Source organism: Streptomyces sp. NPDC051963 (assembly GCF_044593495.1).
Lineage (GTDB): Bacteria > Actinomycetota > Actinomycetes > Streptomycetales > Streptomycetaceae > Streptomyces.
The window spans coordinates 47,121-67,735 of record NZ_JBIUCC010000004.1 but is presented as its reverse complement, the minus strand read 5'-3'; the positions used below and the strand labels follow the sequence as shown (position 1 = coordinate 67,735).

The window sequence follows — 20,615 nt, the reverse complement described above, 5'->3', positions numbered from 1 at the left end:
GGCGAGCGGGGGAGCGCACCTGTTCACGGCGCCCGTACGGGTCAGGGCCTGCGGGCGACTCCCGCGTACAGCGGCACGATGCCCTCCGCCTGGACGGCCACGTCCTCCGGGCCCGGCCGCCACCCGGAGGCCGGGATCACGCCGGGACCCAGCAGCTCCAGGCCGTCGAAGAAGCGGGAGAACTCGGCGAGCGAGCGTGGGTAGAACGGGGTGCCGCCGGCGCGGAAGTGGTCGGCGACCTTCGCGATCACCTCCGGGCTCAGGTCGGGGGTGACCTGGGAGAGGATCAGGTAGCTGCCCGGGGCGAGCTCGGCGACGTACCGCTTGAGCAGGCCGTAGACATCGTCGCCGTCCGGCGCGTCGTCCAGGTAGTGGGTGAGCGCGACCAGGGACAGCGCGACGGGCTGCGACAAGTCCAGGGACTCCGCGGCCTGCCGCAGGATGGTGTCCGGGTCGCGGAAGTCGGCGTGCACGTAGTTCGTGGCGCCCGCGGGCGTGCCGCGCAGCAGCGCCTCGGCGTGCCGGAGGACGATCGGGTCGTTGTCCGCGTACACGACCCTCGACTCCGGGGCGACCTCCTGGGCCACCTGATGGAGGTTGGGTTCGGTGGGGATGCCCGTGCCGACATCCAGGAACTGGCGTATCCCGGCCTCGGCGACGGTCCGGACGGCCCGGTGCATGAAGCGGCGGTTGGCGCGCGCCGAGCGCACCGCCGCCTCGTCCGTGGCGGCGATCCTGCGGGCCAGTTCCTCGTCCACCGGGTAGTTGTCCTTGCCGCCCAGCCACCAGTCGTAGACGCGGGCCGGATGCGGCCGGCTGGTGTCGACGGGGGCGAACTCGGCGTCGGATCCGGTCATGCGGTTACTCTCCTACGACTTCGGGACGGGGTGGCTCAGCAGGCGTCGCGGTAGTCGTGCAGGACCTTCTTGGTCCGCTCGGCGGACGCGGCACGTGCCGTCATGTGGTCCAGCACCTCCAGGTGCGTGGAGACCTCCGTGCGCGAGTCGAGATACAGCGCACCGGTCAGATACTCCGTGAAGACCATGTCGGGAAGCTCGGGCTCGGCGAACCGGAACAGGGTGAACGGCGCGTACGTCCCCGGGTGTGGGCCCGCCTTGAACTCGGCGACCTGAAGGGTCATGCGGTCGCGCTCGCCGAACTCCAGCAGCTTGTCGATCTGTTCGCGCATGACGGAGCCGTCGTCGCTCACGGGGCGGCGCAGGACCGTTTCGTCCATGATCACCCACAGGTGGGGGCGGTTCGCGCGCTCCAGGAGCTGCTGCCGGGCCATACGCAGCGACACATGCCGCTCGATGGTCCGCGGGTCCGTCTGCCCGATCACCCCGGCCTCCAGGACGGCCCGCGCATACGCCTCCGTCTGGAGCAGACCGGGCACGAAGTGCGGCTCGTAGGAGCGGATGATCCCGGCGGCGCCCTCCAGACTCACGTACAGGCTGAACCAGTCCGGCAGCACGTCGTGGAACCGCTGCCACCAGCCCGGCTGGTTGGCCTCCTCGGCGAGCGACACGAACGCCGACGCCTCGTCCTCGGTCACCCCGTACGCGCCGAGCAGCAGCTGGACGTACGGGATCTTCAGCGCGACCTCGGCCATCTCCATCCGCCGTACGGTCGCGGGGGCCACCCGCAGGACCTGTGCGGCCTCCTCGCGTTTGAGGCCGGCCGCCTCACGCAGCTCCTGCAGCCGCCTTCCGAGCACCACCTGACCCACAGTGGGCGCGGGCCGTCGCTCACTCACGCCACGCCTCCCCTACGTGCCGAAGTCAGGGAGCAGTGTGCCATGTTCCGCTGAGCGTCTCACAGACACGGGGGTGAGGCGCTCACCACGCCTCATTACCTCGGGGGTCATCGACCCCGCCGCACGCGCGGGGGATCGTGGACGCATCGGGTTCCGGGCCGGCGCACTCCGGTCCGGAATCCGGGTCCCGCTGCCGCACCTCGACCTCGACATCGACCTCGACGGAGGGTGATTCGTCATGTCCGCGATCCAGCTCGCCGCGCTCGCCCGGACCCTTGACCCGCACGCCGTGCTGCGTCGCTTCCTCGCCCTGGACGCGGTGGTGACCGGAGCGAACGGAGTCGCCTACCTCGCCGCGTCCGGGCCGCTCGGCCGCTTCCTCGGGGTCGACTCCACGCTGCTGCTCGGCCTCGGCGCACTGCTCGCCGTGTACGGGGCCGCCGTCGGCCTCCTCGCCACCCGCGCCCGCCCCGCCGCGCTGCCGGTCCGGGCCGTGGTGGAGGTCAACCTCGCCTGGACGGCGCTGAGTTGCGTCGCCCTGGTCCTGTGGCCGTCGCCGACCACGGCAGGCGCGGTGTGGACGGTGCTCCAGGCGCTCGTCGTCGCCGGGTTCGCGCTGCTCCAGTTCGCGGCCCTGAAGAACCGTCAGGGCAGCAGCGACTGAAGGTACTTGACCGTCGCCGGGTCCGCCGGGAGCAGGGTCTCGATGGCCAGCTCGGCGACGGTCACGTCCATCGGGGTGTTGAAGGTGGAGATGGACGAGATGAAGGACAGCACCCGGTCGTCGTGCTCGATGCGCATCGGGAGGGCGAAGGGCGGGACGGGCTCGGACGGTTCGTCCGCGGGCTCTGCTTCCGCCTCCTCCGGTACCGGGTACGCGGCCACCTCCGCGTACAACTCCCTGAGCGGCTGGGAGCGTTGCAGGGCGATCTGCCGTTCCATCTGGGCGAGCAGATGGCCGCGCCACTCCCGCAGATTGCGGATCCGGGGCGCCAGGCCCTCCGGGTGGAGGGTCAGCCGCATCGCGTTGAGCGGCGGCACGAGCAGCGACTCGGGCAGGCCCTCCAGCAGGGTGAGGATGCCCCGGTTGGCGGCCACCACGTCGTACGTCGCGTCCACCACGAAGGCCGGATAGGGCTCGTAGCCCTGGATCAGCCGCTCGATGCCCTCGCGCAGCGTGTCCAGCGCCGGGTCCGCCAGCGGCGTCTCCCGGTAGCGCGGGGCGTAACCGGCCGCCAGCAGCAGGGCGTTGCGCTCCCGTACGGGCACGTCCAGGTGCTCGGCCAGCCGCAGCACCATCTCCTCGCTCGGCCGGGAACGGCCCGTCTCGACGAAGCTGATGTGCCGTGCGGAGGAGTCGGCCCGCAGCGCCAGCTCCAGCTGGCTGACCCGCCGCCGCTCCCGCCAGGCCCGCAGCAGCGGTCCGACGCCTTCGGCGGCGGGGAGTACGGCGGCGTCGGACGCGGGAGTGGTCATACGTCGACCGTAGTCGAGGCCGGCGGAAATGTGTCCGGGACCGATCTCCGGGCACACGTCTGACCAGGGCCGGGAGTGCGCGGCTGTGGCACGCTGAAGAGGAACCCCGACGCCCTGGAAGGAGCGAGGTCATGCCCCTCGAACCGCTGTCGCAGAAGGAGATCGAGGACCGGCTCGCGGAGCTGCCGGGCTGGTCCCTGGACGGGGACCGCATCGCCCGCTCCTACCGGCTGCGTTCGCACTTCGCGGCCACCGCGATGGTCGTCCACATCGCCCAGGTCCAGGAGGAGCTCGACCACCACTCCGACCTCACCCTGGGCTACAACACCGTGTCACTGAGCGTGAACACGCACACGGTGGGCGGGGTGACCGAGCGGGACTTCGAGCTGGCCCGCCGGGTGGAGGAGCTGGCGCCGGGCCACGGGGCACAGTGACACGGTGCTGGACTACGACAAGGAAGCCGGCGCCTACGACATCACACGCGGCGGCGAACCCCGGGCCGCCGCGGCCGCCGACGCCGTCCTCGACCTGATGCCGGCCGTGACGGGCCGCCTGCTCGACGTCGCCTGCGGCACCGGCATCGTCACCAGGCGGCTGGCGGCGGCCCGCCCCGCCCTGCGGGTGACGGGCGCGGACCTGACGTACGGGATGGCCCGGATGGCCGCCGCCCGCGTGCCGGGCGCGGTCGTGCTCGCGGACAGCCGTCGGCTGCCCTTTCCGGACCGGGCCTTCGACGCCGTGACCAGCGTGTGGCTGCTGCACCTGCTCGACGAACCCGACGACGTACGGGTCGCCGTCGCCGAGTGCGCCCGCGTGCTGCGGCCCGGCGGTGTGTACGTCACCACGGTCGACAAGGCGGCCGCGCACGACGTGGGCAGTGACATCGATGTCGTCCTCGCCCCGCGCCCGCGCCGCCCCGCCCGGGACGCGGCGGCCCACGTGGAGTCGTGCGCCGCCGGCCAGGGCCTGCGCCCGGCCGGGCAGGCCCGCTTCCCGGGCGTGGGGCAGGGCCGCAGCCCGCGCCGGACCGCCGCAGACCTGCGGCGCGGCTGGTTCACCCAGCTGCCGCCCGGCGAGCCGCTCACCGAACGGTTCGCCGTGTCCCTGCGGGCCCTCCCCGACCAGGACAGGCCGCGCCCCGACCCCGTCTTCAGCCTCCGGGCCTTCAGGAAGCCGGCCGACGGCCGAACTCCATGATCCGGTTGTCACGGTCGAGGAGCCGCTGGGTCAGGCCCTCCGCTCCCGGACACGGCATGACGATCATGTGCGGTCACCCGTGGTTCCTGTCTACCGGGACGTCGAGGCGCTGAGCGCGGCCGGTGTCCCGCTCTACGGCGACGCAGGCCACGCGGGCGGCTGTCGACTGCTCGACGGGTACCGCACCCGCCTGACCGGGCTGACGGCGGACGAGGCCGAGGCGCTGTTCCTCGCGGGCGTCCCGGGACCGGCCGCCGAACTGGGCCTCGGCTCCCTTCTCGCCGCCGCCGAGCTGAAAGTGCGCGCCGCGCTGCCCGTCCAGGCCGACCGCATCAGCGGCCGCTTCCACCTCGACGCCCCCGGCTGGTACGCCGACGGTGAGCAGGTCCCGTATCTCCCGGCGGTCGCCGACGCGGTGTGGAACAGCCGGGTGCTGCACGTCGTCTACCGCCGCCGGCGCGAGCCCACGGACGTGGAGCGCCGCCTGGAACCGTACGGACTGGTCCTCAAGGCGGGCCGCTGGTACGTGGTCGCGGGCCCCGGGCCGCGCACCTTCCGGGTCGACCAGGTTCTCGAACTCACCGCGTCCGACGAGGAGTTCGAACGCCCGGAGACATTGCGAACGGCCGTAGCGACGACGACGGTTGGATCCAGGCCACCGTCCCGATCGAGTCCGTCGACCACGCACACGGCGAGTTCCTGCGGCTGGGTGCGGACATCGAGGTGCTGGAGCCGCCGGAGCTGCGCGAGCGGATCGCCCGTACGGTCGCCGAACTGGCCGAAAGATACGGCAACTTCGAGGTGCGCGGCGACCACTGAGGGTTCGGAACCCGTCCGTCCACCCAGGAGGTACGTCTCGTGCAGCACCCGCACAAGCACCGCAGACGAAGGGCCGCCCTCTCCGCGCTGGGCGCCACGACCGCGCTCGTCGCCGCCGGACTCACCACGCTCAACACCACCGGCACGGCCGAGGCCGCCACCGCCCGCCAGGTCGAGGCCCTCGACCGGGGCGTCGTCAGCGTCCACACCAGCAGCGGCAACCTGGTGAGCTGGCGCTGGCTCGGCACCGACCCGAACGACGTCTCCTTCAACGTCTACCGCGCCGGCACGAAGGTCAACGCGACCCCGATCACCGGCTCCACCAACTACTTCCACTCCGGCGCACCCGAACAGGCCGACTACACGGTCCGGGCGATCGTGGGCGGCGTCGAGCAGGGCGACTCGGTCCACGCGATCCAGTTCCGCACCGGCTACAAGGACGTCCCGATCACCCCGCCCGCCGGCGGCACCACACCCGACGGCGTCGCCTACACCTACGAGGCCAACGACGCCTCCGTCGCCGACCTCGACGGCGACGGCGCCCTCGACTTCGTCCTCAAGTGGCAGCCCACCAACGCCAAGGACAACTCCCAGTCCGGCTACACCGGCAACACGATCGTCGACGGCGTCAAGCTCGACGGCACCCGCCTGTGGCGCATCGACCTGGGCCGCAACATCCGCTCCGGCGCGCACTACACGCAGTTCCAGGCGTACGACTACGACGGCGACGGCAAGGCCGAGGTCGCCATGAAGACGGCCGACGGCACGGTCGACGGCACGGGCGCGGTGATCGGCAGCTCGTCCGCCGACCACCGGAACTCCGGCGGATACGTGTTGTCGGGCCCCGAGTTCCTGACCATGTTCAACGGTCAGACGGGCAGGGCGATGGGGACGGTCGACTACGTCCCGGCCCGGGGCACGGTGTCGTCGTGGGGCGACTCCTACGGCAACCGGGTCGACCGCTTCCTCGCCGGCACCGCCTACCTGGACGGCGCCCGTCCCTCGCTCATCATGGCGCGCGGCTACTACACCCGCTCGGTGATCGCGGCCTGGGACTGGCGGGGCGGCGCCTTCACGCGTCGCTGGACCTTCGACACCAACTCCTCCACCAACACGGGGAAGGGGTTCGACGGCCAGGGCTCGCACAGCCTCTCCGTCGGTGATGTCGACAACGACGGCAAGGACGAGATCGTCTACGGCGCGATGGCGGTCGACGACAACGGCAACGGGCTGTGGACCACCAGGACCGGGCACGGCGACGCCCAGCACCTCGGCGACCTCGACCCGTCACACGCGGGCCTGGAGTACTTCAAGGTGTCGGAGTCCACGTCGCAGCCGGCGGAGCTGTACATCAACCCCGCGAACGGCACGGTCAATTGGAGCCTGGCGGCCTGCTGCGACAACGGCCGGGGAGTGGCCGGGGACATCTACGCCGGCAACGCCGGTGCCGAGGTCTGGTCGGCCTCCGACACCTCCATCCGCGACGAAGCGGGCGCCACGAAGGGCCGCGAACCGTCCTCCGCCAACTTCCTGTCCTGGTGGGACGGCGACACCACCCGCGAACTCCTCGACGGCACGCACATCGACAAGTACGGCACGTCGTCCGACACACGGCTGCTGACCGGAGCCTCGGTCCACTCCAACAACAGCACCAAGGCGACCCCCTCGTTGTCCGGGGACATCTTTGGCGACTGGCGCGAGGAGGTCGTCTGGCCGACGTCCAACAACACGGCCCTGCGGATCTACTCCACGCCGAACGAGACGACCACGAAGATCACGACCCTGCTGCACGACCCGATGTACCGCACGGGCCTGGCCTGGCAGAACACGGCTTATAACCAGCCCCCGCACCCGAGCTTCTTCATCGGCAACGGCATGGCCACGGCGCCCAGGCCGTCGGTGTACACACCCTGACCTGGTGAAAGGCGGTCACCCGGGCACTGCGGTGCCTCGGGTGGCCGCCTCTCTTACCCTATTTTTAATAGGGAAACTATATAGGCCGGTGATATGAATATGGATGTGGAACGGATGGGGCCGGAAGAGATCGCCCAGGCGCTGGCCGAAGTCGCCGGGGCCGTGATCCGGAGCCTGGTGGACCGGCGGGGCATGAGTTTCACGACCGGCTCCACACTCGGGCGGCTGGAGCGGGAAGGCCCCGTCCGGCTGACCGTGCTCGCCACGGCGGAGGGGGTCGCGCAGCCGTCGATGACCCAGCTCGTACAGCGGCTGGAGAGCCAGGGGCTGGTGACGCGGATCGGCGATCCCGACGACGGCCGGGTCACCCTGGTCGCCATCACGGACGCCGGGCGCGAGGTGCTGGCCGAGCGCAGACGGGAGCGGGAAGCGCGGCTGGTGAGTCTGCTGGCCACCCTCTCCGAGGACGAGCGACGAGCGCTGGGCTCGGCCATGGAGACGACCCTGCCCCTCGTCCGGCGGATGGCGGACCGCCCGGCCCACCTCGGCGACCTTCAGCGAGACAAGGCCTGACCGAGGAGGCCGGTCCCGTAAGGCATGAGTCTCGGAAGGCATCGGTCCCGGAAAGCAGCGGTCCAGGAAAGCACCAGAGAGAGCAGGCATGGCCACCGAAGAAACGACCGAGCCCGCCGCCGACGTCCGCGCCGCCCGGCGACCCGGACGCACCCCCTGGATCGGCGCCGACCACCCCCGCTACAAGTGGGTGGCGCTGACCAACACCACGCTCGGCATGCTGCTCGCGACCATCAACAGCTCGATAGTGTTGATCTCCCTGCCGGGCATCTTCACCGGCATCCGGCTCGACCCGCTCGAACCCGGCAACGTCAGCTACCTGCTGTGGATGCTGATGGGCTACATGCTGGTCACCGCCGTGCTGGTGGTCGCCCTCGGCCGACTCGGCGACATGTGGGGCCGGGTGCGCATCTACAACGCCGGATTCCTGATCTTCACCCTGACCTCGGTGGTCCTGTCCCTCGACCCCTTCCAAGGGGCGGCCGGTGCCCTGTGGCTGATCGGCTGGCGGATAGCGCAGGCCGTCGGCGGCGCCATGCTGATGGCCAACTCCGCGGCCATCCTCACCGACGCCTTCCCGGCCCGGCAGCGGGGCATGGCCCTCGGCGTCAACATGGTCGCGGGCATCGCCGGATCGTTCCTCGGCCTGGTGCTGGGCGGGGCGCTCGTGACGTGGAACTGGCGCTCGGTCTTCTGGGTCAATGTGCCGATCGGCCTGATCGGGACGGTGTGGGCGTACAAGTCGCTGCGCGAGACCGGCATCCGCACACCGGGGCGGATGGACTGGTGGGGCAACGTGACCTTCGCCGTCGGGCTGACCTCCCTGCTGGCCGGCATCACCTACGGCATTCAGCCGTACGGCGCCCACACCATGGGCTGGAGCAACCCCTGGGTGCTGGCGGGGCTGATCGGCGGGGTCGTCGTACTCGCCGCCTTCTGTGTGATCGAGACACGGGTCGCCGAACCCATGTTCCCCTTGCGGCTCTTCCGCGACACGGCCTTCGCGGGCGGCAACGCGGCCGCCCTGCTCGGTGCCATCGCGCGCGGCGGCCTCCAGTTCATGCTGATCATCTGGCTCCAGGGCATCTGGCTGCCGCTGCACGGCTACGACTACGCCGACACCCCGCTGTGGGCCGGTATCTACATGCTGCCGCTGACCGTCGGCTTCCTGGTCGCCGGACCGGTCTCGGGACATCTCTCGGACAAGTACGGAGCACGGCTGTTCGCCGCCGCAGGGTTCGCGGTGATGGCGGCCTCCTTCGCCGGACTGCTCGCCCTGCCCACCGACTTCGGCTACGGGCTCTTCGCGTTCCTGATCTTCCTCAACGGGCTCGGCGGTGGTCTGTTCGCCGCCCCCAACACCTCCATCATCATGTCGAGCGTGCCGGCCGAGGCCCGCGGCGCCGCGTCCGGTATGCGCGCCACGTTCCAGAACGCCGGCATGGTGCTGTCCATGGGCGTCTTCTTCTCGCTCATGGTGGCCGGACTCTCCGGCTCCCTGCCGCACACGCTGACCTCCGGGCTGACCGCACAGGGCGTACCGGCCGACGCCGCGCACTCCGTTGCCGGGCTCCCGCCCGTCGGCGTCCTGTTCGCCGCGTTCCTCGGCTACAACCCCATCCAGCACCTGCTCGGCACCGACATCCTGGGCGGGCTCCCGCAGGCCAACGCCGAGCATCTGACCGGGCGGGAGTTCTTCCCCCATCTGATCTCGGGGCCCTTCCACGACGGCCTGGTCGTGGTCTTCTCCCTGGCGATCGTGATGTCCCTGGCCGCGGCGGCCGCCTCCCTGATCCGCGGGCGCGTGCGAACCCCGGCCTCCGGCGAGGCACGGGTGGAGCGTCCGTGAACGCGCGCTCCACCCGCGCTCCGGGCCCGCGCTACAAGTGGATCGCCCTGTCCAACACCACGCTCGGCGTGCTGATCGCGACGATGGACGCGTCCATCGTGATCATCTCGCTGCCGGCCATCTTCCGCGGGATAGGCCTCGATCCGCTGGCCCCCGGCAACATCGGCTATCTGCTCTGGATGATCCTGGGCTATCTGCTGGTGTCGGCGGTGCTCGTCGTCGTCCTCGGCCGGCTCGGGGACATGTTCGGCCGGGTCAAGATCTACAACCTCGGCTTCCTGATCTTCGCCTGCGCGTCGATCGCCCTCTCCCTCGACCCGTTCCGAGCGGGGGCGGGCGCCCTGTGGCTGATCCTCTGGCGCATCGTGCAGGCCTTCGGCGGATCCATGCTCACCGCCAACTCGGCGGCCATCCTCACCGACGCCTTCCCCGCCAGCCAACGCGGCATGGCCCTCGGCATCAACCAGATCACGGCGCTCGCGGGCCAGTTCCTCGGCCTCCTTGCGGGCGGTCTGCTCGCCGTCGTCGACTGGCGGGCCGTGTTCTGGGTGAGCGTCCCCGTCAGCGTCACCGGCACGATCTGGTCGTATCTGAGCCTGCGCGAGACCGCGACGGGCCGGCGCGGCCGGGTCGACTGGTTCGGCAACGTCACCTTCGCCGCGGGCGCCGGCATCCTGCTCGCGGGCATCACCTACGGCATCCAGCCCTACGGCGGCGACGCCACCGGCTGGGGCAACCCCTGGGTGCTCGCCGGGCTCTTCGGCGGGGTCTTCCTCCTGCTGCTGTTCTGCTTCGTCGAGACGCGGGTCGCCGAGCCGATGTTCCAGCTGGCGCTGTTCAAGGTGCGGGCCTTCGCCGTCGGCAACCTCGCCGCGCTGCTGACCGCCATCGCGCGCGGCGGGCTCCAGTTCATGCTGATCATCTGGCTCCAGGGCATCTGGCTGCCGCTGCACGGCTACGACTTCGAGGACACCCCGCTGTGGGCGGGCGTCTTCATGTTGCCGCTGACGCTGGGCTTCCTGGTCGCCGGTCCCGTCTCCGGCTATCTGTCCGACCGGTTCGGCGCCCGGCTGTTCTCCACGACCGGCCTGGTCCTGGTCGCCGGCTCGTTCCTCGGCCTGCTGGCGCTGCCCGTGAACTTCACCTACGAGGCGTTCGCGGCGCTGTTGCTGCTCAACGGCCTCGGCCAGGGCATGTTCTCCGCGCCCAACACATCGTCGATCATGGGGAGCGTGCCGGCCGAGTTCCGGGGCGTGGCCTCGGGCATGAGGTCCACGTTCCAGAACTCGGGCACGGCCCTGTCGATCGGCGTGTTCTTCTCGCTGATGGTCTCCGGGCTGGCCACGTCCCTGCCTGCCGCGCTCGGCAGCGGCCTCCAATCGCACGGAGTGCCCGCCGCGACGGCTCACGAGGCCGCCTCCCTGCCGCCGGTGAGCACACTGTTCGCGACGTTCCTGGGCGACAACCCCATCGGCCACCTACTCGGTTCGAGCGGCACCCTCGACCACCTGACCCCGGCCCAGCGCACCACCTTGACCGGGCACACCTTCTTCCCCGAACTGGTCTCCGGCCCCTTCCACCACGGACTCACCATCGTCTTCTCCGTCGCCGCAGGCATGGCAGCGATCTCCGCCCTCGCCTCGGCCCTGCGCGGCCGCCACGAGCCCGCCGACCGGCAGGGCCGGGGAGGACGGGCCGACTCCACGAAGGAACAACGGAAGCGGCCCACGGCACGTTCCTCGTGACGGCCGCCGTCAGACGACCGTGCAGCTCTGCTCACCCAGCCTGAACGACGCCGGCTTCGTGTTCGCCCCCGACCAGCTCCCCGTGAACCCGAAGCTCACCGACGACCCGGCGGCCACGTTCCCGTTCCAGCCGACGTTCTTCGCGGTCACCGCCGAACCGGACTGTGTGTACTCGGCGTTCCACAGCTGAGCGATCCGCTGACCGTCCGGGAAGGACCAGCCGAGCGACCAGCCGCTCCAGGCACCGGAACCGGTGTTGGCCAGCTGCACGTCCGCCTGGAAACCGCCCGACCACTGGTTGGTGATCTTGTACGTCACCGCGCAGGCGCCGGTCGGCGTCGGAGTGGGGTCGGTTCCGCCGCCCGTGTCCGAGGTGTCGCCGTAGACGACTCCGCGGCCGTTCGTAGACACGTACACCCGGCCGTACACCCTCGGATCGCCCGTGATCGCCGCACCCGTCCAACCCCACTGGTGGGCATCGTCGTTGATGCGGGTCCAGGTCGCGCCCCGGTCGGTCGAGCGGAAGATGCCGCGTACGCCGCCGATCTTCGCGCTGGTGTAGAGCGTCTGGTACGTCGCACCGGGCGCCGCCTTGCCGAAGCCGATCGTGTCGGCCTGCTCGACGCCGGACAGCTTGGTGAAGGAGGCGCCGGAGTCGGTCGAGTGCCACAGGCCGTACGCCCCGTCGCTCGCACCGCCCGCCAGCCACACGTCCCCCTTCGTCCCGGGCAGCGCCTTGAAGCGGACGCTGTCACCGCTGGGCAGCCCGGTCGCGGCCGACGCCGAGAAGGTCGCGCCGCCGTCCGTACTGACGTAGAACTTCCCGGACTTGAAGCCGTAGAAGGTCTGCGGATCCACTCGGTCCGACTCCACGATCGCACCCGCCGGGATGCCGCTCGACGCGGACCACGACGAGCCGAAGCCGGAGGCGTGGTGGACTCCCGTTCCCTGCGGACTCCACACGAATCGGCTGCCGTCGGCCGCCGCCGCGACCGTGCCGCCCCCGCTGACACCCGAAGGGTCCGTGCCCGCGAACCAGTTGGCGCCGTTGTCCGTCGAGAACGCGATGTGCGGTCCGGAGTCGAGATTGCCGACCCGCACGACCGTGTTCGCGTTGCTCTCGGCGTAGTCGAGGCCGGTCGTCGAGGTGAAGTTCGGCTGGGTGAACATCATCGACGGGACCTTCGTCAGGTCCGTGTGGCGGAAGCCGCCGATGTCACCGAGCGCGCTGAGCAGGGGCGCGCCCGACGGGGGCGACGCCAGGTCGTTGACCGCCGTCTCCTCCAGGCCCTGCACCATCGGCTTGATGGTGAACTGGCCTCCGCTGTCCCACTTCGACAGATCCTCGGTGCCGTAGACCGTCGCGCCGGTCCCGTACATCATGCGGTCCGAGTTGAACGGGTCGATCTCCAACGCCTCGGTCATCCAGCCCAGTTTCGGGGTCTGTTCCGGTGGTGACGGGTTCGCGCCCCAGGTCAGCCACGGCGACGACGAAACGTCCATGGTGAAGCGGTTCGAGCGGTCCGGGTACGACGTGTAGTCCCAGGCCCTCGTCCAGGTGCCGCCGCTGTCGGTCGAGCGGAAGATCTGGGTGTCCGGCCACCAGGAGCTGTACGCCGTCGCCATCACCGTGCCGGGACGCTGCCGGTCGACGGTCAGGCCACTGAAGCCGTAGTACGTGTCGGCCTCCGCCACCGGGCTGATGTCCGTCCAGGTGCCGGTCGCGGTCGCGTACCGCCACAGCCGGCCCTTGCCGCCGTCGTACGGACCGCCCTTGTCGCTGTAGGCGAGGTACAGATGGCCGTTCGTCGCGTCGAGTACGCCCTTGTGGGCGAGGTAGCCCGTGGGCTGCCCGGCGACGCGGGACCAGGTCGCACCCGCGTCCGTCGACCGGTACACCGCGTTGTCCTGGTCGGCGACCCCGACGTAGATCGTCCGCGTGGCGTTGCCCGACGTGCCCGTCGACTCGTCGAAGGTGACCCAGACGATGCCCTGGTTGTCGGAGGCGTAGCCGCTCGTGTCGCTCGGATCCTGGACGTAGTTGCCGACGTTGGGGAAGTTCGTCACCTGCGACCAGGACACACCGGAGTCCGTCGACCGCCACAGCCCCTTGCCGCTCGGCGCGCCCAGGTACAGCACGCTGTTCCTGTTCGGGTCCACGGCAAGCCGCTCGCCCATGCCCCGGCCGGGCATGTTGCCGCCCAGCTTGAACGGCAGATCCGCCTTCTGCCAGCTCGCGCCCCGGTCGGCGGAGCGCAGCACGGCACCGTTTCCCGGGTCCCAGCTGTTCGTGTACGTGCCGACAGCCGCGTACACCCTGTCCGGGGCGACCGAGTCGGACGCCACGCTCACGACACCCGTGTGCCCCCAGTCGTCCCATCCCACCGAGTCCAGCAGCGGCGTCCAGGTCTTCGTCGCCTCCTGCCAACGGTAGGCACCGCCGATGTCGGTGCGGGCGTACGCCAGGTTCTTCTCGGTGCGGTTGAACACGATGCCCGGGACGAAACCGCCCCCGTCGATCCGGGCGTTCTTCCAGGTATACGTGTCGGCCGCGATCGACACCGGCTCGGCATCGGCGGCGAGTGCGGGCGGTGTGCCCGCGAGTAATCCGGCCGCGAGCGCGAACACGGCCGTGAGGATGCGAGTTCTTCGCACGGACGGGGTTCCCTTCTCCAAAGAGGGATGGCCAGAGGCCCCGAAAGGGGCGCGGGGAACTGCGCGACCAGCCACATACGGCCCGCAGTCGCCAGCCCACCCGCGCCCCCCGGAACGCCCCGCGGCCCTTACTCCAGCAACTCCGCATACGAGCCCATGGCCAGCGCAATATCCGCCTGAGCCCAGAACCGGTGATACGTGAAGGACGGCGCCGCCCCACCCGCGAGATAGGACTCGATCTTCGACCACGCAGGGTCGTCCTCATAGAACGACCGAATCGAATCGAACGTCGACGACGAGTTGATCACGTCACCGTTCGGCATCGTGCCGCTCCAGCCGCCCGGGACGTACACGCCGTCATCGAACCGGCTGTAGTCGGACCGCGTCTCCGGCACGGCGACACCCAACGCGTCCTGGTGGTTGTCCCACATACCGTCCAGCAGCGCCTTCGCCGTCGCCGCGGCAGCACTGTCACCGGAGCGGTCCGCGTAGTACGTCAGGGTCTTGGCGTACGCGGCGGCCACACCGACGTCGTTCGTGTAGTCGGCAACGGTGACGTGAAGGCCGTTGTTGGCGCCGGGACTCGACGCGTTCCAGGTGTCGGGCTGGCCCGACCACTGGAGCGTGGACGGAATCTGGTACGTCCCGTCGGGGTTGACGGTCGTCTCGGACAGCGCCCAGTCCACCCACTTGTCGAGAACCGCCTTCGCCTCGGCGTTCCCCGTCTGCTGGTAGTACTCGGCGACCCGCTCCATCGACCACGCCTGGAAGCCGAACCACTGGTTGGACGGCGGGTCGTGGTAGACGGGCTGCTGGTCGTAGTACATGCCGTAGAACGTCGACTTCCCGGCGGGCGGTGTCGCGTACCGGCCCGCCCAGCTGTTCGTCGCGCCGCCGGCGATCGCGCCCTCGGACGACTGGAGCCAGCGGTAGAACTCCAGCTGCCGGTCGAGCGAGGTGGCCCAGTCCTGCTGCCCAGTCGCCGATTTGGGCTTCAGGTCGGCGTAGCTGCTGAGCGCGTAGGCGGCCAGCGGGTTCTGGTAGCCGCCGTGCATATGGCTCGATCCGATGCGCCAGGCCCAGCCCGCGCTCGTGTCCGTGGCGCCGCCCCATGCGTAGTACCAGGACAGCAGATAGGACGAGGCGTCCTTGCCGGTGCCGGCCGCACATGTGGTCGGGCCGACGCAGTTGCCGATTTTCTTGAAGTACTTGTCGTACATGGCGTAGCGCAGATAGTCGCCCATCTTCGCCGCCTTGCCGACGGTCGCCGAGACATCCGAGCCCTTGCCCTGCTGCTCGGCCCAGATGTCCGCCCAGTACGCGGCCTGCACCGCACGCGCGTCGGCGTCCGGGGCGTTGGTGAACTTCCACTGCCTCGCATAGGAGGAGTCACCGGTGAACAGGTCCAAGTACCCGTTCGTGCCGCCGTACTTGAAGGAGTCACAGGTCGGTTGCGGAACCGTTTCCCACACCGATTCCTGGGCGCCGCGCTGGAAGGTGTTGATGTACGACGGGCCGGTGTCCGCCAGACCTGCCTCGCACTTGCCGGGCGAGTTGCCGTAGCCGTAGACGTTGTCGACGTCCTGGAGCCAGTGCATGCCGTACACGTCGTCCGTGCCGTACGCGCTCTTCAGCTCGGCCGCGATCGGGTCCGAGCCGACGGAGACCGACGGGTCGAGCCGGGCCGGGTACTCGTTCGGAGTGTCCAGCTCGGGCGCGTAGGTCGCCGGCTTCGAGGGGGTGTAGAAGGAGTTGGTCGGCTGGTCGGCGTGGGTGGGGATCATGTACTTCTCCATGATTTCCCAGGCACCGTTGAACTTCGACCAGTCGCCCGTCACCTTGCCGTACATGGCCTGGAGCCACAGCAGATAGCTGTACGCCTCCGAGGTCGTCTCATGGCCGTGGTCCGGCGCCTCGACGATCAGCGTCTCGACCGAGTGGTAGGGGACGCCCTCGGGGGAGAAGTAACCGTTTGCCGGGTTGGTGATCTTGCCGTAGAGATCCAGGAAACGGGCGTCGTACAGCTTCGTCGAGGCGATCTGGGTAACCGTTACCGACGCTTTCGCATGCCCGGTGGCGGTGGACTCGAAGGCCGCCGCTCCGGTGCCCGAGGAAGCGGCCGTGATCGAAACCGTTTGCGCGGTGTTCCAGTTCGACGGTGTGAAGGTCAGCGAGGAGCCGCCGGTCACCGTCAGACCGGTGTTCCCACTGGTCCGCGCGCTGGTGACGGTCACATTGGAGGACGGTTGCGTCGACAGCTTCACCTGGTACGTGCCCGTCCTGCCCTGCTGGACGGCCAGTTGGTTGGTCGAGGCCACCACGGCGGGACCCGAGGCGACCGTGATGCCGACCGGTGTGGAGGTGCCGGACGCCCCCAGGCTGTCGTAGGCCTTCGCCACCAGCGAATGACTGCCCACGGTCAAACTTGAGACCGAGAGCGAGTACGGCGCGCTGGTGTCGGTGCCGAGCAGCGTGGTGTCGTCGTAGAACTCGACCTTGAGAATCGTCGCGTTGTCGGCCGCCGCCGCGGTGGCCGCGAGCGGGATCGCGTTGCCCTGCGAGTAGACGGCGCCCGCGGTCGGGCTGGTCAGCACGGTGATCGGCGGCTGGTGTGCGCCGGCGCAGGTGGTGCCGTTGATCGCGAAGTTCGTCGGGGCGGCGTTGCTGCCGCTGTAGGTGAACTGCGCGCCGGTCGACACGGCGGCTCCCGCGGCGATCGACGCGTTGTGCGGGGCGTTCTGCACGGTGACCGACTGGCCGGACTGGGACCAGGTGCCGTTCCAGCCGTTCGTCAGTCTCTGGTTGCCCGCGTACCCGTACGTCAGGGTCCAGCCGCTGATCGGGTCCGTGCCGCGGTTGGTGATCGTCAGGTCCGCGGTGAAGCCGGAGCCCCAGTCGTTGGTCTTGTAGTCGACGCTGCACTGAAGTGCCGCCGCCCGGGCGGGCGTCGACCCTGTCGACAGCATCGTGAGGGGGAGGGCGAGGGCTGCCACGAGGGCGGTCCATAACCGCCGCACGGCGCGGCGTCTCCTTCTTGGGGGCATGGTGCTGGTTCCTCCTTGCGGCTCGGAGAAGTCAAGGCTTGAACCAGTGGGAGCGCTCCCATAGTGAGGATGGGCGCAAGAGGGGTCAAGGTGCTTGAAGAGTCGAAAAGATTCGATGGATCGAGTTGAGGAAAAGTCAAGCGCATCCCCTGTCCTTTACCGTCACTTGGCGCTACCTTCCTTCGCACCAGTGGGAGCGATTCCATCAGTCGACGCGTCCGTCACGACGCGCCCGAGCTGCAAGGACTCGCTCATGCGACACCCCCCGCGTTCAGGACTTTTACTCGTCCTCTCAGCCGCCGTGGCTCTGGTCGGCACCGCGATCGCACCGGTCGTCACGGCGTCGGGAGCCACGCCCGCGTGCACGGTGGAGTACGCCGTCACGAGCCAGTGGGAGACCGGCTTCCAGGGCGGCGTGACCATCACCAACAACATGGCCGCGGTGAGCAGTTGGAGCCTCACCTTCGACTTCTCCGGCGGCCGGCAGATCAGTCAGGGCTGGAACGCCAAGTGGTCCCAGTCCGGCACGACGGTTACCGCGGCCAACGAGAGCTACAACGGCGCGCTCGCCACCGGCGCGAGCGTCAGCGCCGGGTTCATCTCCTCCTGGTCGGGGAGCAACGCCGCGCCGGCGTCGTTCAGGCTCAACGGCACGACATGCAATGTGGACGCCGAACCGTCGCCCTCTCCCACGCCGACACCGACCGATCCGCCCGACCCTGACGCCGCGCCACCTGCGCTGCGGGTCTCCGGGAACAAGCTCGTGGACGCCGCCGGCACCACGCGTCGTCTGCTCGGCGTGAACCGTTCCGGCGGCGAGTTCGCCTGTGTGCAGGGCTACGGCATCTGGGACGGCCCGGTGGACGACGCGGCCGTCAAGGCGATGGCCGACTGGAACGCCAACACCGTCCGTATCCCGCTCAACGAGGAGTGCTGGCTGGGCCTTTCCAACATCAAGCCCGAGTACGCGGGCGCCAACTACATCAGCGCCGTCAAGGACCTGGTCGCCAAGGTGAAGGCGCACGGCATGACGCCGATGGTCGAACTGCACTGGTCCTGGGGGCAGTACACCGGAAACTCGGCCGGTTGCTCCGATGTGCACGCCAGTTGCCAGAAGCCGATGCCCGACATGCAGTACACGCCGTCCTTCTGGACCTCGGTCGCGAGCACCTTCAAGGACGATCCGGCGGTCGTGTTCGACCTGTTCAACGAGCCCTACCCGGACCGCGCGACCTCCACGGCCACCCAGGCGTGGCAGTGCTGGCGGGACGGCGGCACCTGCCCGGGCATCGGCTACGAGGTCGCCGGCATGCAGGACCTCGTGGACGCCGTCCGGGCCACCGGCGCCCGGAACGTGATCCTGGCCGGCGGGCTCGCCTACTCGAACGACCTCAGCCAGTGGCTGACGTACAAGCCCACCGACCCGGCGGGCAATCTCGCCGCGGCCTGGCACGTCTACAACTTCAACTCCTGCGCGAACGAGAGCTGCTGGAACTCCACGCTCGCCCCCGTCGCGGCCCAAGTGCCGCTGGTGGCAGGCGAGATCGGCGAGAACACCTGCGCGCACTCCTTCATCGACCAGGTCATGAGGTGGTTCGACGACCGTGGCCTGTCCTACCTGGGCTGGACCTGGAACACCTGGAACTGCAACTCCGGGCCGGCCCTGATCTCCAGTTACGACGGCACTCCCACGTCGTACGGCATCGGGCTGCGCGATCACCTGCGCGCCCTCAACGGATAAGCGCCCGTCCGGACGAGCCCCCGTCCTGACAAGCCCCCGTCCGGAGAAGCCCTCATTCGGACAACTCCCCTCACGGAGAAGGAACCCGCACTCATGAGTCGTACGAGAACAGCGATGCTCGCTGCCCTGGCGCTGGTCGCCGGGGCCTCCGGGACGGCGCTCGCCGTCGACACCGGCGGGATGGAGACGGCCGCCGTCCCCTGCACCGTCGACTACAAGGTGCAGAACCAGTGGGGCACCGGCTTCACCACCGCCGTGACGGTCACCAACAACGGCGCCGCCAAATCCACTTGGGCTCTCAAGTGGTCGTACGCCGGAAACCAGACGATCACCAACGGCTGGAACGCGAAGCTCAGCCAGAGCGGTGCCGCCGTCACCGCCGCCAATGAGTCCTACAACGGGACGCTGGCGACCGGCGGTTCGGTCAGCTTCGGCTTCAACGCCTCCTACAGCGGCAGCAACGCACTGCCGACGACCTTCACGCTCGACGGCGTGACGTGCAACGTCGACGACGGCGGCGGCGGTCCGACGGATCCGCCCGACCCGACCGGCCCGCGGGTCGACAACCCGTACTCCGGCGCCAAGGTGTACGTGAACCCGGAGTGGTCCGCGAAGGCCGCCGCCGAGCCGGGCGGCAGCCGGATCTCCAACCAGCCGACCGGCGTCTGGCTGGACCGGATCGCCGCGATCAACGGCGTGGGCGGCGGGATGGGGCTGCGCGACCACCTCGACGAGGCGCTGACGCAGAAGGGCACAGGCGAACTCGTCGTCCAGCTGGTGATCTACAACCTGCCGGGCCGTGACTGCGCCGCGCTCGCGTCCAACGGCGAGCTGGGCCCGACGGAGCTCGGCCGGTACAAGACCGAGTACATCGATCCGATCGCCGCGATCCTGGCCGACGCCAAGTACGCCGCCCTGCGGATCGTGACCACGATCGAGATCGACTCGCTGCCCAACCTCGTCACCAACACCGGCAGCCGTCCGACGGCCACCCCCGAGTGCGACGTGATGAAGGCCAACGGCAACTACGTGAAGGGCGTCGGCTACGCGCTCAGCGAGCTGGGCGACGTGCCCAACGTCTACAACTACATCGACGCCGGGCACCACGGCTGGATCGGCTGGGACGACAACTTCGCCGCGTCCGCGACCGTGATGAAGGAGGCGGCCACCGCCGAGGGCGCCACCGTGAACGACGTGCACGGCTTCATCGCCAACACGGCCAACTACAGCGCCCTCAAGGAGCAGAACTTCACCATCGACGACACCGTGGGCGGCACCTCTGTGCGCCAGTCGAAGTGGGTCGACTGGAACCGGTACGTCGACGAGCTGTCGTTCGCCCAGGCCTTCCGGAACCAGCTCGTCACGACCGGCTTCAACTCCGGGATCGGCATGCTGATCGACACCTCCCGCAACGGCTGGGGCGGCTCCGCCCGGCCCGCCGGCCCCGGTGCGACGACCAGCGTCGACACCTACATCGACGGTGGCCGCTACGACCGCCGCATCCACATCGGCAACTGGTGCAACCAGTCCGGCGCCGGCCTCGGCGAGCGTCCGCAGGCCGGTCCGGCCGCCGGGATCGACGCCTACGTGTGGATGAAGCCGCCGGGGGAGTCCGACGGGTCCAGCACGGCGATCCCGAACGACGAGGGCAAGGGCTTCGACCGCATGTGCGACCCGACGTACACGGGCAACCCGCGCAACGGCAACAACCTGTCCGGCGCACTGCCGAACTCGCCGCTGTCGGGGCACTGGTTCTCGGCCCAGTTCCAGCAGCTGATGCAGAACGCCTACCCGCCGTTGTCGTAGTGCGATGACTGCGACTGCCGGTCCGCTGTGGCTGATCGCG

Annotated in this window: 14 protein-coding genes and 1 pseudogene; 10 read left to right on the top strand and 5 right to left on the bottom strand. The window is 69.7% G+C overall.

The annotated features are described in order from the left end of the window. Nucleotides 1-41: 41 nt before the first annotated feature. Together ACIHFB_RS17060 and ACIHFB_RS17055 are read right to left on the bottom strand one after the other, a co-directional pair. The gene (locus ACIHFB_RS17060) at nucleotides 42-857 is read right to left on the bottom strand and encodes an SAM-dependent methyltransferase (protein ID WP_400127207.1); all 816 of its coding nucleotides are present in this window, start codon (nucleotides 855-857) and stop codon (nucleotides 42-44) included. A gap of 35 nt (nucleotides 858-892) precedes the next feature. Next, complete coding sequence (locus ACIHFB_RS17055; RefSeq protein ID WP_365273630.1) at nucleotides 893-1,756, bottom strand: helix-turn-helix transcriptional regulator; 864 nt, start codon at nucleotides 1,754-1,756, stop codon at nucleotides 893-895. Between the two features lie 238 nt (nucleotides 1,757-1,994). Here ACIHFB_RS17055 and ACIHFB_RS17050 point away from each other — a divergent pair, with 238 nt between their 5' ends. Beyond that, nucleotides 1,995-2,420 (top strand): hypothetical protein, encoded by a 426-nt coding sequence (locus tag ACIHFB_RS17050; protein WP_365273627.1) that lies wholly within the window; start codon nucleotides 1,995-1,997, stop codon nucleotides 2,418-2,420. On the opposite strand, the gene ACIHFB_RS17045 is transcribed toward ACIHFB_RS17050, so the two are convergent. Then, on the bottom strand, nucleotides 2,402-3,232 hold the full coding sequence (locus tag ACIHFB_RS17045; RefSeq protein ID WP_400127206.1) for a helix-turn-helix domain-containing protein: 831 nt from the start codon (nucleotides 3,230-3,232) through the stop codon (nucleotides 2,402-2,404). The genes ACIHFB_RS17050 and ACIHFB_RS17045 overlap by 19 nt on opposite strands. Before the next feature lie 131 nt (nucleotides 3,233-3,363). Between ACIHFB_RS17045 and ACIHFB_RS17040 the strand changes: the two genes are divergently transcribed. The 7 genes and pseudogenes from ACIHFB_RS17040 (at nucleotide 3,364) to ACIHFB_RS17010 (ending at nucleotide 11,329) form a co-directional block, all read left to right on the top strand. Next, complete coding sequence (locus tag ACIHFB_RS17040; RefSeq protein ID WP_365273621.1) at nucleotides 3,364-3,666, top strand: 4a-hydroxytetrahydrobiopterin dehydratase; 303 nt, start codon at nucleotides 3,364-3,366, stop codon at nucleotides 3,664-3,666. A gap of 4 nt (nucleotides 3,667-3,670) precedes the next feature. Further along, nucleotides 3,671-4,429, top strand: coding sequence for a class I SAM-dependent methyltransferase (locus ACIHFB_RS17035; protein ID WP_365273618.1), 759 nt, complete (start codon nucleotides 3,671-3,673; stop codon nucleotides 4,427-4,429). Nucleotides 4,430-4,496: 67 nt separating this feature from the next. Beyond that, a pseudogene (locus ACIHFB_RS17030) lies at nucleotides 4,497-5,248 on the top strand (helix-turn-helix transcriptional regulator). A gap of 39 nt (nucleotides 5,249-5,287) precedes the next feature. Continuing rightward, nucleotides 5,288-7,162, top strand: a complete 1,875-nt coding sequence (locus tag ACIHFB_RS17025) for a rhamnogalacturonan lyase (RefSeq protein ID WP_365273615.1) — start codon at nucleotides 5,288-5,290, stop codon at nucleotides 7,160-7,162. 93 nt (nucleotides 7,163-7,255) lie between these two features. Beyond that, nucleotides 7,256-7,735, top strand: coding sequence for a MarR family transcriptional regulator (locus tag ACIHFB_RS17020; RefSeq protein ID WP_365273612.1), 480 nt, complete (start codon nucleotides 7,256-7,258; stop codon nucleotides 7,733-7,735). 88 nt (nucleotides 7,736-7,823) lie between these two features. Beyond that, nucleotides 7,824-9,584: an MFS transporter gene (locus ACIHFB_RS17015; RefSeq protein ID WP_400127205.1), complete on the top strand. Its 1,761-nt coding sequence runs from the start codon at nucleotides 7,824-7,826 to the stop codon at nucleotides 9,582-9,584. An 83-nt stretch (nucleotides 9,585-9,667) separates the two neighbouring features. After that, nucleotides 9,668-11,329, top strand: a complete 1,662-nt coding sequence (locus ACIHFB_RS17010; protein WP_400127552.1) for an MFS transporter — start codon at nucleotides 9,668-9,670, stop codon at nucleotides 11,327-11,329. Between the two features lie 9 nt (nucleotides 11,330-11,338). Here ACIHFB_RS17010 and ACIHFB_RS17005 read toward each other — a convergent pair whose 3' ends face one another. Further along, nucleotides 11,339-13,984, bottom strand: a complete 2,646-nt coding sequence (locus tag ACIHFB_RS17005) for a cellulose binding domain-containing protein (protein WP_400127204.1) — start codon at nucleotides 13,982-13,984, stop codon at nucleotides 11,339-11,341. 128 nt (nucleotides 13,985-14,112) lie between these two features. Beyond that, on the bottom strand, nucleotides 14,113-17,028 hold the full coding sequence (locus ACIHFB_RS17000; protein ID WP_400127203.1) for a glycoside hydrolase family 48 protein: 2,916 nt from the start codon (nucleotides 17,026-17,028) through the stop codon (nucleotides 14,113-14,115). A gap of 253 nt (nucleotides 17,029-17,281) precedes the next feature. Here ACIHFB_RS17000 and ACIHFB_RS16995 point away from each other — a divergent pair, with 253 nt between their 5' ends. Together ACIHFB_RS16995 and ACIHFB_RS16990 are read left to right on the top strand one after the other, a co-directional pair. Next, nucleotides 17,282-18,769, top strand: a complete 1,488-nt coding sequence (locus ACIHFB_RS16995) for a cellulase family glycosylhydrolase (protein WP_365273598.1) — start codon at nucleotides 17,282-17,284, stop codon at nucleotides 18,767-18,769. 93 nt (nucleotides 18,770-18,862) lie between these two features. After that, nucleotides 18,863-20,575, top strand: coding sequence for a glycoside hydrolase family 6 protein (locus ACIHFB_RS16990; protein WP_400127201.1), 1,713 nt, complete (start codon nucleotides 18,863-18,865; stop codon nucleotides 20,573-20,575). Nucleotides 20,576-20,615 lie beyond the last annotated feature (40 nt).